The following is a 15980-nucleotide window of genomic DNA, read 5'->3' on the forward strand; positions in this document are numbered from 1 at the left end:
TAATTTAATAACTAATTATGAATCTTTTTGTAATTTTTTTAATTTATTTATAACATCTGTTACGGCTTCTTGTTTATTTATGGTTGCTTTAGTTGAACTTGGTGGTGCTAATAAAGCGAATGGCAAAGTTGTCTTTGAAAAATAATTTTGCATATCACTATCTGAAATAATTGTTTGCTTAGTTATATCAATCATTGTTGAACCTTGATAATTCGGATCATTTGAATTACTACTTATTTTGACAACTATTTTAGATACTTTTTCAAGTTCTTGTTTATTGTTTGTTATTTCTTGATTATTTTCGTTATAAAATTGAAGTTGATAACCAGCAGCTAATGGTGTTGACTTAAATTCATCAAAACTATTTATATTACTAATTAATTCTTTATAACTTTTACTTGGATTAGCAATAATGTCTAAACCAGTTAATTGAGTAATAGTACTTAAATCAGTTTTATCAGATTGTTCTTTTATATTTATTTTAATTGGTACTGTTGAACCTTGATAATTCAAATCATTACTATTGCTAGTAATAACTATATATAAATCACCAACTTTTTCTAATTTAGTAGTTATATCATTTTTAGCTTCTTTATCACTAAAATATTTAATTACAGGGTTAACTAACTTTGGATTTAAGTTTTTAACTTCTGTTGTATTATTTATTAATGTATCTAATTTTTTATTACTTTTATTAACATATATAGTAATATTTGTTGTTAATTTAGTAATTTTATCTTTTAATTCTGTTTTTTGTGTTGTGTTATTATTACAAGCAACAACTGATAATGATATTGGTGTTGACATTGTTAAGATTGATAATAATTTTACTAAGTTTTTCATTTTTTACCTCGCTTAAAAATAATAAGTTAATTTAAAAACCAATAAAGATTTTGAATTAATAATATATGAAAACCAAATATTTTACAATATAACTTTAATATGCAAAAATACTTGTAAATTAAGAAATTTTTTAAAAAATTTCTTTTCTTTTTTATATATTTTAAAATTATTTTTTAATTAAAAATGATAATTTTCTATTACTAGTAAAGAAAATATGATATTATATTATTAAAATTTAATATAATTTTTTAACCTATTTACTTTAGGCTTTTCTCCCTTTATGTACTATTTTAATTTTATCACATAAATGCTGAGAAAAGCCTATCTACGGACTTCTCCCCACATTTTTAAATCAAACATAGAATTACAGTTTCAAAACTAGGTATCTTGTTGAATTTATATGCAGCTTCTTTAGCATATAAATGAACATGATGTTTTGCAACTTTGATATGTGTTTTAAATGTTCTTCTTATATGTTTTCAAACTGATTCAATTTGGTTGGTATTTACACCAATTTTTGAAACATAGCCATCTTGATGGTTAACTGTTTCATGCTTAGTGAAAAATGATTTAAAATCGCAATATCCTTTTCAAGAATCAGTATATACAAGACATTTTGAAGAAATGTGGTTTTTTGCAAACTGCAAAAGATTTTTACTCTTTGCGTTTTTCAATACTTTCACAATTAAATTATTGGTTGTTTTTTGATAAATGCCAACAATCAAGGTTTTATTCACCAAGGATCTTCCTTGTTTTTTAAAACCCATATGTGAAAGATACATTTCATCAATTTGCACTGTACCTTCAACAATAAATTGAGGTTTTTGTTTTGCAATACGTGTTCTGATTTTATGAGTCATTCTTCAAGCAGTTTTCAAAGTCACTCCCAATTCTTTTGCAATATCTGTTGATGGAATTCCATGTTTGGTGTTTATTCATCTAAATATAAGATAAAACCAAGATGTTAAAGATGTTTGTGACCTTGAAAATATGGTGCCTGTGAGAATGCTAAATGTTTGATTACATTTTAAATATCTCATTGTTTTTAAATCAGAAGTATTCAAATTAAAACTAAAACACCTAATACATTTGTTTTCTTTCAAATTTGCTATATATGCAAGACATTGCTGTTCAGTTTGAAAAGCATTTTTGAATTCATTCAGTTTCATTATTCCCTCCACAAGTACATGTGGGGAGAAGTCCGTTACTTTATTTCAAAATAAATAGGTTTTTTGTTTTAATTTAGAAAAGGAAGATAAAGAAATGCCTAAAAATAAATTTTTAACAGCTATTGAAGAAGGTGACTTACAAACAGTTAAAACTTTACTATTTGATTCTGATAACAATAAGTTCGATATGGAGGGTGCCTTAATAACTGCTGCTGATTATGGTCACATTGAAATAGTTCGATTTTTAATCCAAAATGGCTTTTCTCCCTTTATGTACTATTTTAATTTTATCACATAAATGCTGAGAAAAGCCTATCTACGGACTTCTCCCCACATTTTTAAATCAAACATAGAATTACAGTTTCAAAACTAGGTATCTTGTTGAATTTATATGCAGCTTCTTTAGCATATAAATGAACATGATGTTTTGCAACTTTGATATGTGTTTTAAATGTTCTTCTTATATGTTTTCAAACTGATTCAATTTGGTTGGTATTTACACCAATTTTTGAAACATAGCCATCTTGATGGTTAACTGTTTCATGCTTAGTGAAAACTGATTTAAAATCGCAATATCCTTTTCAAGAATCATTATATACAAGACATTTTGAAGAAATGTGGTTTTTTGCAAACTGCAAAATATTTTTACTCTTTGCGTTTTTCAATACTTTCACAATTAAATTATTGGTTGTTTTTTGATAAATGCCAACAATCAAGGTTTTATTCACCAAGGATCTTCCTTGTTTTTTAAAACCCATATGTGAAAGATACATTTCATCAATTTGCACTGTACCTTCAACAATAAATTGAGTTTTTTGTTTTGCAATACGTGTTCTGATTTTATGAGTCATTCTTCAAGCAGTTTTCAAAGTCACTCCCAATTCTTTTGCAATATCTGTTGATGGAATTCCATGTTTGGTGTTTATTCATCTAAAGATAAGATAAAACCAAGATGTTAAAGATGTTTGTGACCTTGAAAATATGGTGCCTGTGAGAATGCTAAATGTTTGATTACATTTTAAACATCTCATTCTTTTTAAATCAGAAGTATTCAAATTAAAATTAAAACACCTAATACATTTGTTTTCTTTCAAATTTGCTATATATGCAAGACATTGCTGTTCAGTTTGAAAAGCATTGTTGAATTCATTCAGTTTCATTATTCCCTCCACAAGTACATGTGGGGAGAAGTCCGTCCAAAATAATACTGATATCAATCATATAAATAGTACAAAAGATACTGCTTTAACACTAGCTGCTGAACAAGGTCACACAGAAATAGTTAATCTTTTAATAACAAACGGCGCTAACGTTAATTATATAAATAAAAATTATGATACAGCTTTATTATTAGCTGCTGAACAAGGTCACACAGAAATAGTTAATCTTTTAATAACAAACGGCGCTAACGTTAATCATAAAACAAAATTTGGCAATACTGCTTTAACAAAGGCCGCCAAAAATGGCCATTTAAATGTAGTTGATTTATTAATAGCCAATGATGCTGACATTAATCAAATAAATTTACGTGTTTAAACTGCTTTAATAAGAGCACAAAAACAAAAACATACAAAATTAGAAAAAATTTTAACAAAACAATGTTCTTTAGAATCTAATAAAAATGAAATCAATGCAACTAATTATAATAATAAACCATCAATAAAGGTTACTGTTTTTTTGTACTAAAAGAACAGTAACCTTTATTAAATGTTTAAACTTATCTATTATAAAGGAAATGTTTAGTAATCTGTGTAACTTACAAAAATAACTATGTTTAATTAATTCTAGTAAATATAATTAAATGACTAGAAAGAGTGAGTTACAGATGGCTAAAAAAGATAACTTTAATAATAATGATCCAATATCAAAAGCAGTAGATTTATTACTAGAAAATACTGAAGATTTAACAACAGTTTTTAAACCTGGCGGTTTATATAAAGAATTAACAAAAAGATTAGTTGAAAAAATGTTGAATTCTGAAATGCAAAATTATTTAGGATATGAAAAAAATCAACATAGTACTACTGAAAATGCTCGTAATGGTACAAGTTCAAAAAAATTAATAACTCAACAAGGTAAAATTGAAATTGATGTACCAAGAGATCGCAATAGTAATTTTACTCCTGTAATAGTTCCTAAAAGGCAAAGAAGATTTGATGGTTTTGATCAACAAGTTCTTTCCTTGTATGCAAAAGGAATGACATTATCTGACATTAGAATGCAGTTGCAAGAGTTATATCATGGTGCTGATATTAGTGAAAGTGTTATTAGTCAAATTACTGATGATGTTATTGATGATGTTAAAGCATGACAAAATCGACCATTAGAAAGTATTTATCCTATTGTTTATTTTGATTGTATAGTAGTTAAAGTACGACAAGATAAACGGATTATTAACAAATCAGTTTATATAGCATTAGGAGTTGATTTAGAAGGCAAAAAAGATGTTTTAGGATTATGAATTAGTGAAAATGAAGGTTCTAAGTTTTGATTATCTAATTTCACAGAAATGAAAAATCGTGGCTTAAATGATATTCTTATTGCTTGTAGTGATAATTTAACAGGCATGTCAGAAGCAATACAATCAGTTTATCCTAAAACAGAACATCAATTATGCATTGTTCATCAAATTAGAAATAGTTTAAAATATGTTTCATACAAACATCGAAAAGGTCTAGTTGCAGATTTAAAACCAATTTATAGTGCATGTAGTGAAGAACAAGCAATGCAAGCTTTAGAATCGTTTGAAAGTAAATGAAATAAACAATATCCTCAAATTACTAAATCTTGATATAAAAATTGAGATAATTTAATGGTTTTTATTAGTTATCCAGTAGAAATCAAAAGAGTGATTTATACTACAAATGCTATTGAATCTGTTAATAGTCAATTACGAAAAATCATCAGAAATAAAAAAGTTTTTCCTAATGATATGGCAGTTTTCAAAATATTTTACTTGGCAATTGAAAATATAACAAAAAAATGAACATTGCCTATTCAAAATTGAAATACAGCAATTGCTCATTTTATGATAAAATTTGAAGATAGAATTAATCTAAATTAGTAACTTTGTAAAACAAAGATACACAGATTATTAAAAAGCCTCATTATAAAACTTTTTATTATTTATGCAATATTTTTAATATTATTAATTAATTTATAATTAATAGGATTATTAAAATTATTATCTTCGTGCACACATTTTCCAACATGAATATCATTAATACCGTTTTTTAATAAAAAATTAACATTTTCTAAATTAACTCCACCACCAGCAAAAATTTTTATTGGTAAATTTAATTTCTTTAATTCTTTAAATTTATTAATATTATTCACAATATTATCTTGACCACCAGAAGTTAAAACTGTAGTAACACCTAATTTTACTAATTGTTCTAAAGCTTGTTTTTTATTAAAAATTTCATCAAAAGCACGATGAAAAGTTATTTTTAAAGGCTTTGCTAATTTAATAATTTCACTCATTCTTTCAACATCAATATTATTATCTTTAGTTAAAATACCACAAACAATACCTGATGCATGAGTTGTTTTAATAAATTCAATATCTCTTTTAAAGATTTTAAAATCATTATCAGTAACATTAAAACCATTATTATTATTTCTAACCATAACCATTACTGGTTTCAATGAAATTTTACATGCTTCAGCAATCAATTCATAACTTGGAGTATAACCACCAAATTCCATAGCAGTACAAAGTTCAACTTGATCAGCTAAAGAATTATTAATTTTTTCTATATCTTTTAAAGATGTAGCTATTACTTCTAAAAACATAAAATATTTCTCCCCATCTTATTTTTTTGGTAAATAAGTTTTCAATAAACTAACTTTATCTAATTTCTCTCAAGGTAATTGTAAATCATTTCTACCAAAATGACCATAAGTTGATAATTGTTGATAATTTTGTTTCAATAACTCTAATTTATCAATCATAGCACTAGCAGAACAATCAAAGACTTGATAAATTATTTCTGTTAATTTTGCCTCTGTTAAACCGGAAATAATAGTTTGATGAGTATTAACAAATATTGCAATTGGTTCAGGAGTTCCAATTGCATAAGCTAATTGTACTTCACAAATCTTTGCTAAGTTAGCAGCAACAATATTTTTAGCAATATACCTAGCATAATAAGCACCCGTTCTATCAACTTTAGTGGGATCTTTTCCTGAAAAAGCTCCCCCACCATGACAAGCAGCTCCACCATAAGTATCAACCATTAATTTTCTTCCTGTTAAACCAGTATCACCAGCAGGTCCACCAATTACAAATTTACCGGTTGGATTAATTAAATATTTAAAATCAAGATTTAAATGATATTTATTAGCAATATATTGCATAATTTCTGTATGAATAAATGTTTTAAATTGTTTTTCATCATAATTTGCTTGATGTTGAATGCTCATTAAAATAGTATGTATTTTTAAATTTTTAGGTTCTTCTTGATCAATAGTAACTTGCGCTTTCATATCAAGAAGTGCATACTTAAATTTTTTTTCCTTTCGTAATTTTGTAGCTCGTTTAATTAATTCATGTGCTAAAACAATTGCTAATGGCATATATTCTGATGTTTGCTGACATGCATAACCAAACATTATTCCTTGATCACCAGCACCAATTTGATGATTTTTTAATTCAACACCTTGTAAAATATCAGGTGATTGTTCATGAATTAACACTTTAATTTCACAAGTAAAGCCATTGAATCCAATTTCATCATTTATATAACCAATTTCAGTAATAACTTTTCGCGCAATTACTTGATAATCAACTTGAGCGTGACTATGAACTTCACCACCAATTAAAACAAAATTTGTAGTAATAAAAACCTCACATGCTACTTTGGCATGTGGATCTTGTTTTAAAAAAGCATCCAAAATTGCATCAGCAATTTGATCGCAAATCTTATCAGGATGACCAGGAGCAACAGACTCACTAGTAAAAAGAGGATGGGTAATATTAGGTATTAATTTCATATTTTTTAACCTTTCTCAAGTAAAATATTTTTTGTAATTCATGGCATAATTTCATTATAAAATAGGCTTTTCTCCCTTTATGTACTATTTTAGTTTTATCACATAAATGCTGAGAAAAGCCTATCTACGGACTTCTCCCCACATTTTTAAATCAAACATAGCATTACATTTTCAAAACTAGGTATCTTGTTGAATTTATATGCAGCTTCTTTAGCATATAAATGAACATGATGTTTTGCAACTTTGATATGTGTTTTAAATGTTCTTCTTATATGTTTTCAAACTGATTCAATTTGGTTGGTATTTACACCAATTTTTGAAACATAGCCATCTTGATGGTTAACTGTTTCATGCTTAGTGAAAACTGATTTAAAATCGCAATATCCTTTTCAAGAATCAGTATATACAAGACATTTTGAAGAAATGTGGTTTTTTGCAAACTGCAAAATATTTTTACTCTTTGCGTTTTTCAATACTTTCACAATTAAATTATTGGTTGTTTTTTGATAAATGCCAACAATCAAGGTTTTATTCACCAAGGATCTTCCTTGTTTTTTAAAACCCATATGTGAAAGATACATTTCATCAATTTGCACTGTACCTTCAACAATAAATTGAGGTTTTTGTTTTGCAATACGTGTTCTGATTTTATGAGTCATTCTTCAAGCAGTTTTCAAAGTCACTCCCAATTCTTTTGCAATATCTGTTGATGGAATTCCATGTTTGGTGTTTATTCATCTAAAGATAAGATAAAACCAAGATGTTAAAGATGTTTGTGACCTTGAAAATATGGTGACTGTGAGAATGCTAAATGTTTGATTACATTTTAAACATCTCATTCTTTTTAAATCAGAAGTATTCAAATTAAAACTAAAACACCTAATACATTTGTTTTCTTTCAAATTTGCTATATATGCAAGACATTGCTGTTCAGTTTGAAAAGCATTGTTGAATTCATTCAGTTTCATTATTCCCTCCACAAGTACATGTGGGGAGAAGTCCGATTTGTAATTATTCGTAAATTTTAAAATTAGGTGCTTGTGGATGAATAAAAATACGTTCAATTTTTTGTGCTTTATTTGTTTCATCATTAATAGTTAATAAAACAGCTGAAAATTGACCTTCACCATCTGCTGGACTAAATTTTGCTGGCATACTTTTTTTATCACGAATAATAACTTCTTCAGCTTTAGCACCAATAATAGAATAAAACGGACCTGTCATTCCAACATCACTAATAAAAGCGGTACCTTTTGGTAATAAACGATTATCTGCTGTTTGAACATGAGTATGAGTTCCTACCACACAAGTAACTTGACCATCAAAATTTCAAGCAAAAGATAACTTTTCCGCTGTTGCTTCAGCATGAAAATCAATAATATGAATGTCACTTTTTTCTTCACTATTTTTTTTATCAATCGTAATAAGTTGTTCAAGAGCAAAATAAGGATTATCAGATTTATCCATGAAAGTACGACCAATTAAGTTTGTTACACGCACTTTTTTATTACCAACTTTAACTAAAATTGTACCATTACCTGGATGATAAGGATTATAATTTAAAGGACGCAATAAATCGGGAGTTGTATTAATATACTTAGCAACATCAGGATGACCAAAAATATGATTACCGGTAGTAATAATATCAATACCAGCATTTTTTAATTCATCATAGTGTTTTTTACATAATGATTTACCATGCGTAGTATTTTCACCATTCGCAACTACTAAATCAATCTTAAATTGATTTTCATATTCCTTTTTTATTTTAGGAATTCAATATTTAACCATTTGTCTACCAACAATACTGTAAATATCACCAATTATTAAAATTTTCATTAATTTCCACCTGCTTTATTCTATTTTATCAATTTCTTGTAAAACTTTAATAAAATTATACTTTTCCGTATATTTTTCATATATTACTTGTCGTTGTTTATATTTTTCATAAAGATGCAACTTACTTTCATATTTATTTAATAAAATAATAACTTTTTGTAGACTATCATGAACAGCCGTTCGTGATACTTTTTGTAAATCAGCAATTTCTTGTAAAGATAAATTCTCAATAAAGTAATTTGTAAAATATTGTTTTTGTTTTGCTGTTAATAATGTATTATAAAAAGCAAATAAACTATAATATAAAACTTGTTTTTCTAAACTATTCATTTTCATACTCCACAAACAAATCACTTGTTAAACTAAAAATATACTTATCTAAATCAAACTCTTCCAAGTCATTAATACCTTCACCAAAACCCATTAATTTAACAGGAATATCTAATTCTTCCTTAATAGCAATAATAATACCACCTTTAGCAGTGCCATCCATTTTTGTTAAAATAATGCCAGTCAAAGAAACAATTTTCATAAATTCTTGCGCTTGATTAATACCGTTTTGTCCAGTTGTACCATCAATTACTAACAATGTTTCATTAGCTTCATGTCCTAATTTCTGAGTAATAATTTTATTAATCTTTTTTAACTCCTGCATCAAATTAACTTTATTTTCTAATCTTCCTGCTGTATCAACAATAATAACATCACAACCTTCAGATTTAGCTGCTTCAACTCCAGCATAAACAACACTAGCTGGATCTTGCTTTGGTGTTCCTAAATAACAAGGAATGCCAATTCTTTCTGCTCAAATTTGTAATTGTTCAACTGCACCAGCACGAAAAGTATCAGCAGCAACTAGAATTGGTTTTTTACCTTGTGTCTTTAATTTAGCTGCTAATTTAGATGCTGATGTTGTCTTACCATTACCATTAACACCAACAACTAAAAATAACGAAATATTATTACTACTAAAATTTAATCTTGTAGAAACCAACTGACCATCAGTATAAATAACAAACATTTTATCAATAATAATATCATTAATATCTTTTGGTTTTGTTAATTTTTGGATTTTGGCTTCATGACGAATTTCATCAGTAATAGTTTCTGCCATTTTGTATCCAACATCTGCTAAAATTAATACTTCAGTTAATTCTTCAAAATATTGTTCATCAAGTTGATGATAACGCGCTGCTAATTCTTTAATTTTAGATGCAAATAATGTTCTTGACTTTTTAAGGCCCTGATCATATTTAGTTGTCTTTTGACCAAATAATTTTGTCTTTAAATTTTTAAAAAATGCCATATTTTCACCTACATTGTTTATTATACCAATAAATAACTAGTTATTTATGACATTAATACTTTAATTTTATTAAAATATTAATAGTACGATTTAAAAGTTTTATTTAATAAGTAATTTATTATATTTTAATTTAATAATAAATCCAAAAAATATCGAGGCTTTTTAATAATCTGTGTATCTTTGTTTTATAAAGTACTAGTTTAGATTAATTCTATCTTCAAATTTTATCATAAAATGAGCAATTGCTGTATTTCAATTTTGAATAGGCAATGTTCATTTTTTTGTTATATTTTCAATTGCCAAGTAAAATATTTTGAAAACTGCCATATCATTAGGAAAAACTTTTTTATTTCTGATGATTTTTCGTAATTGACTATTAACAGATTCAATAGCATTTGCAGTATAAATCACTCTTTTGATTTCTACTGGATAACTAATAAAAACCATTAAATTATCTCAATTTTTATATAAAGATTTAGTAATTTGAGGATATTGTTTATTTCATTTACTTTCAAACGATTCTAAAGCTTGCATTGCTTGTTCTTCACTACATGCACTATAAATTGGTTTTAAATCTGCAACTAGACCTTTTCGATGTTTGTATGAAACATATTTTAAACTATTTCTAATTTGATGAACAATGCATAATTGATGTTCTGTTTTAGGATAAACTGATTGTATTGCTTCTGACATGCCTGTTAAATTATCACTACAAGCAATAAGAATATCATTTAAGCCACGATTTTTCATTTCTGTGAAATTAGATAATCAAAACTTAGAACCTTCATTTTCACTAATTCATAATCCTAAAACATCTTTTTTGCCTTCTAAATCAACTCCTAATGCTATATAAACTGATTTGTTAATAATCCGTTTATCTTGTCGTACTTTAACTACTATACAATCAAAATAAACAATAGGATAAATACTTTCTAATGGTCGATTTTGTCATGCTTTAACATCATCAATAACATCATCAGTAATTTGACTAATAACACTTTCACTAATATCAGCACCATGATATAACTCTTGCAACTGCATTCTAATGTCAGATAATGTCATTCCTTTTGCATACAAGGAAAGAACTTGTTGATCAAAACCATCAAATCTTCTTTGCCTTTTAGGAACTATTACAGGAGTAAAATTACTATTGCGATCTCTTGGTACATCAATTTCAATTTTACCTTGTTGAGTTATTAATTTTTTTGAACTTGTACCATTACGAGCATTTTCAGTAGTACTATGTTGATTTTTTTCATATCCTAAATAATTTTGCATTTCAGAATTCAACATTTTTTCAACTAATCTTTTTGTTAATTCTTTATATAAACCGCCAAGTTTAAAAACTGTTGTTAAATCTTCAGTATTTTCTAGTAATAAATCTACTGCTTTTGATATTGGATCATTATTATTAAAGTTATCTTTTTTAGCCATCTGTAACTCACTCTTTCTAGTCATTTAATTATATTTACTAGAATTAATTAAACATAGTTATTTTTGTAAGTTACACAGATTACTAAACATTTCCTAAATATAGATTTTCTAGTATATTTATAGTTATAAATGTCACTCTCATAAATATAACCTCATATTACTAATATTTCTTTATTTAAATTATCAGTTGAAAGTTCATTAGATATCTCTTTTCATAATGGACTAGTTTCAATATTAAATCAGTTATTTTTAATATCATCAATATTTTGTTTATTAATATCAATTTTATTTTCTAATAATTTGATATTATTATTAACTTTTGTTTCTAATATTTTAACGGACTTCTCCCCACATGTACTTGTGGAGGGAATAATGAAACTGAATGAATTCAACAATGCTTTTCAAACTGAACAGCAATGTCTTGCATATATAGCAAATTTGAAAGAAAACAAATGTATTAGGTGTTTTAATTTTAATTTGAATACTTCTGATTTAAAAAGAATGAGATGTTTAAAATGTAATCAAACATTTAGCATTCTCACAGGCACCATATTTTCAAGGTCACAAACATCTTTAACATCTTGGTTTTATCTTATCTTTAGATGAATAAACACCAAACATGGAATTCCATCAACATATATTGCAAAAGAATTGGGAGTGACTTTGAAAACTGCTTGAAGAATGACTCATAAAATCAGAACACGTATTGCAAAACAAAAACCTCAATTTATTGTTGAAGGTACAGTGCAAATTGATGAAATGTATCTTTCACATATGGGTTTTAAAAAACAAGGAAGATCCTTGGTGAATAAAACCTTGATTGTTGGCATTTATCAAAAAACAACCAATAATTTAATTGTGAAAGTATTGAAAAACGCAAAGAGTAAAAATCTTTTGCAGTTTGCAAAAAACCACATTTCTTCAAAATGTCTTGTATATACTGATTCTTGAAAAGGATATTGCGATTTTAAATCAGTTTTCACTAAGCATGAAACAGTTAACCATCAAGATGGCTATGTTTCAAAAATTGGTGTAAATACCAACCAAATTGAATCAGTTTGAAAACATATAAGAAGAACATTTAAAACACATATCAAAGTTGCAAAACATCATGTTCATTTATATGCTAAAGAAGCTGCATATAAATTCAACAAGATACCTAGTTTTGAAACTGTAATTCTATGTTTGATTTAAAAATGTGGGGAGAAGTCCGTAGATAGGCTTTTCTCAGCATTTATGTGATAAAATTAAAATAGTACATAAAGGGAGAAAAGCCTATTTTAATACTATTTTCATTTGTAGTAATTCGTTTTTGTTGTTTAGCAGAAAAATCACAAGTTGGTGCATGTGTATAATCACCAATTTGAGGATTATTTTGTAATGCTTCGGGTGGTAATGTACCAATTTCATCAGGTCAATCTAAAATCATTGTTTCAGTTTCTTTATCATAATCAGTTGCAACATATCCTTTATTAATAAATTTACTAACAGGACCTCTATATATTTCATTTTCATTATCATCAACTAAATCATCATATAATTTAATTTGTTTTAATAATGTAAATTCTTTTTGTTCTTTAATTAATTCATCAACTTGATTTCTAGTATAAAATGCTTTTAAATCAATTTTTTCAACATCTATTTCATCATCATTATAACTTGAAAATATTTTTTTTAATTCTGTTAATCTTGCTCATATTTTCATTCTACTTGGTGCTAAATCTCAAACATTAATCGTAGGAGTACTATTTGCACTAAATTGATTACCATTATTAAATTGAATAGTAGCATCAACATTAAATTCAATTGGTGTACGATTAAATACTCAATGTTCAACCATAACATAAACCATATCTCTTAATGTTTCTTTAATTAATTCATCTTTAAAACTATCAAAAGGAAATTTAGATAAAATAAAATCAAGATAAGCATTAATATCATTTTGAGCACGAATAGCAAAAGTTTTAAATCAATCATTAACATTAGGTCATGTTTGTATGTATTGCTGTGGTGTTTCTGTAATTTTTCCAGTTAATGGATATCAGTTATTATAATTTTCAAGACTGACATCAGTTCAAAGTTTATTAATCATAATTTATCATTCCTTAAAAAATGCTTGTTTATAATGATGAGTATGTTTTTTTGTTTTTTTATGTGTTATATGTTCAATTTCTTTTTGTATTTTATTTTTACCTTTTTTTATTTTTTTCTTACTTTTTGTTACAACTTGACTATATGCAAACTTTTCTAAATGATGTAATAATCCAGTACCAAATAAAGTATTAACACTAAATTTTAAACCAACATTTTTAAATGATTTGTTAATATTTTCAATAGGATTATTAATAACATTTACTACTTTATGATAAGTTCTAATAGTTCTAAATATTTCTCTATATACTTTAAAACTATCTCTAATTACTTGTTGCACCACTGGTGGAGCAAATGCTATTGCTTTTAATCATTTATTTTGATTAACTCCATAACCAATGTATCAACCACTATATCAACGATATCAATGGAATGGATGTATTTGAGTAACAAAAGTTTTTGCTTTAAGAATACTATCAACAACTGTAATTGGTTTATATTTAGGATTGCGATGATAAATAGTAATTGCACATTTATCTAATGACAAAGGTTGAATTTTACAACCCATAAATACTGGTGAATTTAATGGAATTAATTGTGCGTGTTTAATTGCTCTTTTTTCTGCACTAGTAAATAAATCAGTTGCTTTTTCTTTTAATTTCTGAATTTTTTCAAATACTTGTTTTTCTAACTTTTCAAATTTTTCTTGTAATTTATATATACTTTCTCGTATTTTTTCAAAATATGGTGTATCTTTTCAAAATTTATTTAAACCTTTTTTTAAATAAAATATAATATCAAAATATTTAAAAGTTTGATTTGCTTTTAAAACAAGTTGATGAATAACATTATTTTTAAAATTAAATTTAATAGCATTAGCACGAATTTTTTGTAAATCTAAAATTAAAGTTTTTCCATATCTATTTTCTGTATGTATTGTATGAACTAAATTTAATCAAACATGTTGATTCATTTTTAATACTTCTTTTAAATCATTATTAAATTTTTTAAAAAGTTATTTGCTTTTTCAATATCTTTAATTTTAAATTTAGGAGTTAATTGTGGACTTAATTTTATTAATGTATTTTGTAACGGACTTCTCCCCACATGTACTTGTGGAGGGAATAATGAAACTGAATGAATTCAACAATGCTTTTCAAACTGAACAGCAATGTCTTGCATATATAGCAAATTTGAAAGAAAACAAATGTATTAGGTGTTTTAATTTTAATTTGAATACTTCTGATTTAAAAAGAATGAGATGTTTAAAATGTAATCAAACATTTAGCATTCTCACAGGCACCATATTTTCAAGGTCACAAACATCTTTAACATCTTGGTTTTATCTTATCTTTAGATGAATAAACACCAAACATGGAATTCCATCAACAGATATTGCAAAAGAATTGGGAGTGACTTTGAAAACTGCTTGAAGAATGACTCATAAAATCAGAACACGTATTGCAAAACAAAAACCTCAATTTATTGTTGAAGGTACAGTGCAAATTGATGAAATGTATCTTTCACATATGGGTTTTAAAAAACAAGGAAGATCCTTGGTGAATAAAACCTTGATTGTTGGCATTTATCAAAAAACAACCAATAATTTAATTGTGAAAGTATTGAAAAAAGCAAAGAGTAAAAATCTTTTGCAGTTTGCAAAAAACCACATTTCTTCAAAATGTCTTGTATATACTGATTCTTGAAAAGGATATTGCGATTTTAAATCAGTTTTCACTAAGCATGAAACAGTTAACCATCAAGATGGCTATGTTTCAAAAATTGGTGTAAATACCAACCAAATTGAATCAGTTTGAAAACATATAAGAAGAACATTTAAAACACATATCAAAGTTGCAAAAAATCATGTTAATTTATATGCTAAAGAAGCTGCATATAAATTCAACAAGATACCTAGTTTTGAAACTGTAATTCTATGTTTGATTTAAAAATGTGGGGAGAAGTCCGTAGATAGGCTTTTCTCAGCATTTATGTGATAAAATTAAAATAATACATAAAGGGAGAAAAGCCTTTTGTAATAATAAGTGTTCCATTAATTTTTCTGTTTCTAGTTTTTGAAAATTATTCTTATATTGTCTTTCAGCAACATATCCTAAATCTCGTAATACTGTTTCACGATTAGGATTAAAACTATACTTCATTAAATAACGTTTATTACCAATAATTTTATCTGTTAAAATTTCTTTTCCACTTACTTGACTAATAATTTCTTGTAAGTTTTTTGCTTCTTTAATACCAACTTGTTCTAATGTTTTAGTTTTTTGTGCTAACTTAATAAATTT

21 protein-coding genes are annotated in these 15980 nt (G+C 26.2%); 6 read left to right on the forward strand and 15 right to left on the reverse strand.

Features of this window, described 5'->3' with window-relative positions; genetic code table 4:
• Positions 1-15: 15 nt before the first annotated feature.
• A complete protein-coding gene (locus AACL02_RS06075) occupies positions 16-843 on the reverse strand; it encodes a hypothetical protein (protein WP_339043419.1) in 828 nt (275 codons plus the stop codon).
• Between the two features lie 347 nt (positions 844-1190).
• Positions 1191-2012, reverse strand: a complete 822-nt coding sequence (locus AACL02_RS06080; protein WP_339043421.1) for an IS1595 family transposase — start codon at positions 2010-2012, stop codon at positions 1191-1193.
• Between AACL02_RS06080 and AACL02_RS06085 the strand changes: the two genes are divergently transcribed.
• Both AACL02_RS06085 and AACL02_RS06090 read left to right on the forward strand, forming a co-directional pair.
• Positions 1958-2089, forward strand: coding sequence for a hypothetical protein (locus AACL02_RS06085; protein ID WP_339043423.1), 132 nt, complete (start codon positions 1958-1960; stop codon positions 2087-2089). The two genes, AACL02_RS06080 and AACL02_RS06085, sit on opposite strands and share 55 nt — an antisense overlap.
• 17 nt (positions 2090-2106) lie before the next feature.
• Positions 2107-2310, forward strand: coding sequence for an ankyrin repeat domain-containing protein (locus AACL02_RS06090; RefSeq protein WP_339043425.1), 204 nt, complete (start codon positions 2107-2109; stop codon positions 2308-2310).
• 40 nt (positions 2311-2350) lie between these two features.
• On the opposite strand, the gene AACL02_RS06095 is transcribed toward AACL02_RS06090, so the two are convergent.
• Entirely contained in the window at positions 2351-3172 is an 822-nt protein-coding gene (locus AACL02_RS06095) for an IS1595 family transposase (protein ID WP_339043427.1), read from the reverse strand.
• Positions 3173-3257: 85 nt separating this feature from the next.
• Between AACL02_RS06095 and AACL02_RS06100 the strand changes: the two genes are divergently transcribed.
• Both AACL02_RS06100 and AACL02_RS06105 read left to right on the forward strand, forming a co-directional pair.
• Positions 3258-3548 (forward strand): ankyrin repeat domain-containing protein, encoded by a 291-nt coding sequence (locus AACL02_RS06100; RefSeq protein WP_339043639.1) that lies wholly within the window; start codon positions 3258-3260, stop codon positions 3546-3548.
• Positions 3549-3837: 289 nt separating this feature from the next.
• Entirely contained in the window at positions 3838-5076 is a 1239-nt protein-coding gene (locus AACL02_RS06105) for an IS256 family transposase (protein ID WP_281749630.1), read from the forward strand.
• A gap of 62 nt (positions 5077-5138) precedes the next feature.
• Here AACL02_RS06105 and AACL02_RS06110 read toward each other — a convergent pair whose 3' ends face one another.
• From AACL02_RS06110 to AACL02_RS06145, 8 genes are all read right to left on the reverse strand, one after another.
• Complete coding sequence (locus tag AACL02_RS06110) at positions 5139-5807, reverse strand: copper homeostasis protein CutC (RefSeq protein WP_339043429.1); 669 nt, start codon at positions 5805-5807, stop codon at positions 5139-5141.
• Between the two features lie 18 nt (positions 5808-5825).
• Positions 5826-7001 (reverse strand): methionine adenosyltransferase, encoded by a 1176-nt coding sequence (gene metK, locus AACL02_RS06115; RefSeq protein ID WP_422397847.1) that lies wholly within the window; start codon positions 6999-7001, stop codon positions 5826-5828.
• Positions 7002-7153: 152 nt separating this feature from the next.
• Positions 7154-7969, reverse strand: coding sequence for an IS1595 family transposase (locus AACL02_RS06120; protein ID WP_339043641.1), 816 nt, complete (start codon positions 7967-7969; stop codon positions 7154-7156).
• Positions 7970-8018: 49 nt separating this feature from the next.
• The gene (locus AACL02_RS06125) at positions 8019-8846 is read right to left on the reverse strand and encodes a TIGR00282 family metallophosphoesterase (RefSeq protein WP_339043433.1); all 828 of its coding nucleotides are present in this window, start codon (positions 8844-8846) and stop codon (positions 8019-8021) included.
• A 15-nt stretch (positions 8847-8861) separates the two neighbouring features.
• Positions 8862-9176 carry a YlxM family DNA-binding protein gene (ylxM, locus tag AACL02_RS06130; protein WP_174481096.1) on the reverse strand — a complete coding sequence of 105 codons (315 nt, stop codon included), beginning with the start codon at positions 9174-9176 and terminating at the stop codon, positions 8862-8864.
• On the reverse strand, positions 9169-10152 hold the full coding sequence (gene ftsY, locus AACL02_RS06135) for a signal recognition particle-docking protein FtsY (RefSeq protein WP_339043435.1): 984 nt from the start codon (positions 10150-10152) through the stop codon (positions 9169-9171). Before ftsY ends, ylxM begins: the two co-directional genes overlap by 8 nt.
• A gap of 195 nt (positions 10153-10347) precedes the next feature.
• Complete coding sequence (locus AACL02_RS06140; protein ID WP_339043643.1) at positions 10348-11586, reverse strand: IS256 family transposase; 1239 nt, start codon at positions 11584-11586, stop codon at positions 10348-10350.
• A gap of 47 nt (positions 11587-11633) precedes the next feature.
• The gene (locus tag AACL02_RS06145; RefSeq protein WP_339040172.1) at positions 11634-11978 is read right to left on the reverse strand and encodes a hypothetical protein; all 345 of its coding nucleotides are present in this window, start codon (positions 11976-11978) and stop codon (positions 11634-11636) included.
• Between AACL02_RS06145 and AACL02_RS06150 the strand changes: the two genes are divergently transcribed.
• Positions 11959-12780, forward strand: a complete 822-nt coding sequence (locus tag AACL02_RS06150; RefSeq protein WP_339040174.1) for an IS1595 family transposase — start codon at positions 11959-11961, stop codon at positions 12778-12780. The two genes, AACL02_RS06145 and AACL02_RS06150, sit on opposite strands and share 20 nt — an antisense overlap.
• Before the next feature lie 40 nt (positions 12781-12820).
• On the opposite strand, the gene AACL02_RS06155 is transcribed toward AACL02_RS06150, so the two are convergent.
• From AACL02_RS06155 to AACL02_RS06165, 3 genes are read right to left on the reverse strand one after another with little or no spacing between them, the layout of a single operon-like run.
• Positions 12821-13678, reverse strand: a complete 858-nt coding sequence (locus tag AACL02_RS06155; protein ID WP_339040176.1) for a hypothetical protein — start codon at positions 13676-13678, stop codon at positions 12821-12823.
• Between the two features lie 3 nt (positions 13679-13681).
• A complete protein-coding gene (locus AACL02_RS06160; RefSeq protein WP_339040178.1) occupies positions 13682-14650 on the reverse strand; it encodes a hypothetical protein in 969 nt (322 codons plus the stop codon).
• A gap of 14 nt (positions 14651-14664) precedes the next feature.
• Positions 14665-14859 carry a hypothetical protein gene (locus AACL02_RS06165; protein WP_339040180.1) on the reverse strand — a complete coding sequence of 65 codons (195 nt, stop codon included), beginning with the start codon at positions 14857-14859 and terminating at the stop codon, positions 14665-14667.
• Here AACL02_RS06165 and AACL02_RS06170 point away from each other — a divergent pair.
• A complete protein-coding gene (locus AACL02_RS06170; protein WP_339040182.1) occupies positions 14805-15626 on the forward strand; it encodes an IS1595 family transposase in 822 nt (273 codons plus the stop codon). The two genes, AACL02_RS06165 and AACL02_RS06170, sit on opposite strands and share 55 nt — an antisense overlap.
• Here the strand turns inward: AACL02_RS06170 and AACL02_RS06175 are convergent.
• On the reverse strand, positions 15612-15839 hold the full coding sequence (locus tag AACL02_RS06175) for a hypothetical protein (protein WP_339040184.1): 228 nt from the start codon (positions 15837-15839) through the stop codon (positions 15612-15614). The two genes, AACL02_RS06170 and AACL02_RS06175, sit on opposite strands and share 15 nt — an antisense overlap.
• Positions 15840-15980 lie beyond the last annotated feature (141 nt).

Source organism: Spiroplasma endosymbiont of Apeira syringaria (assembly GCF_964020205.1).
GTDB lineage: Bacteria > Bacillota_I > Bacilli_A > Mycoplasmatales > VBWQ01 > Spiroplasma_E > Spiroplasma_E ixodetis_A.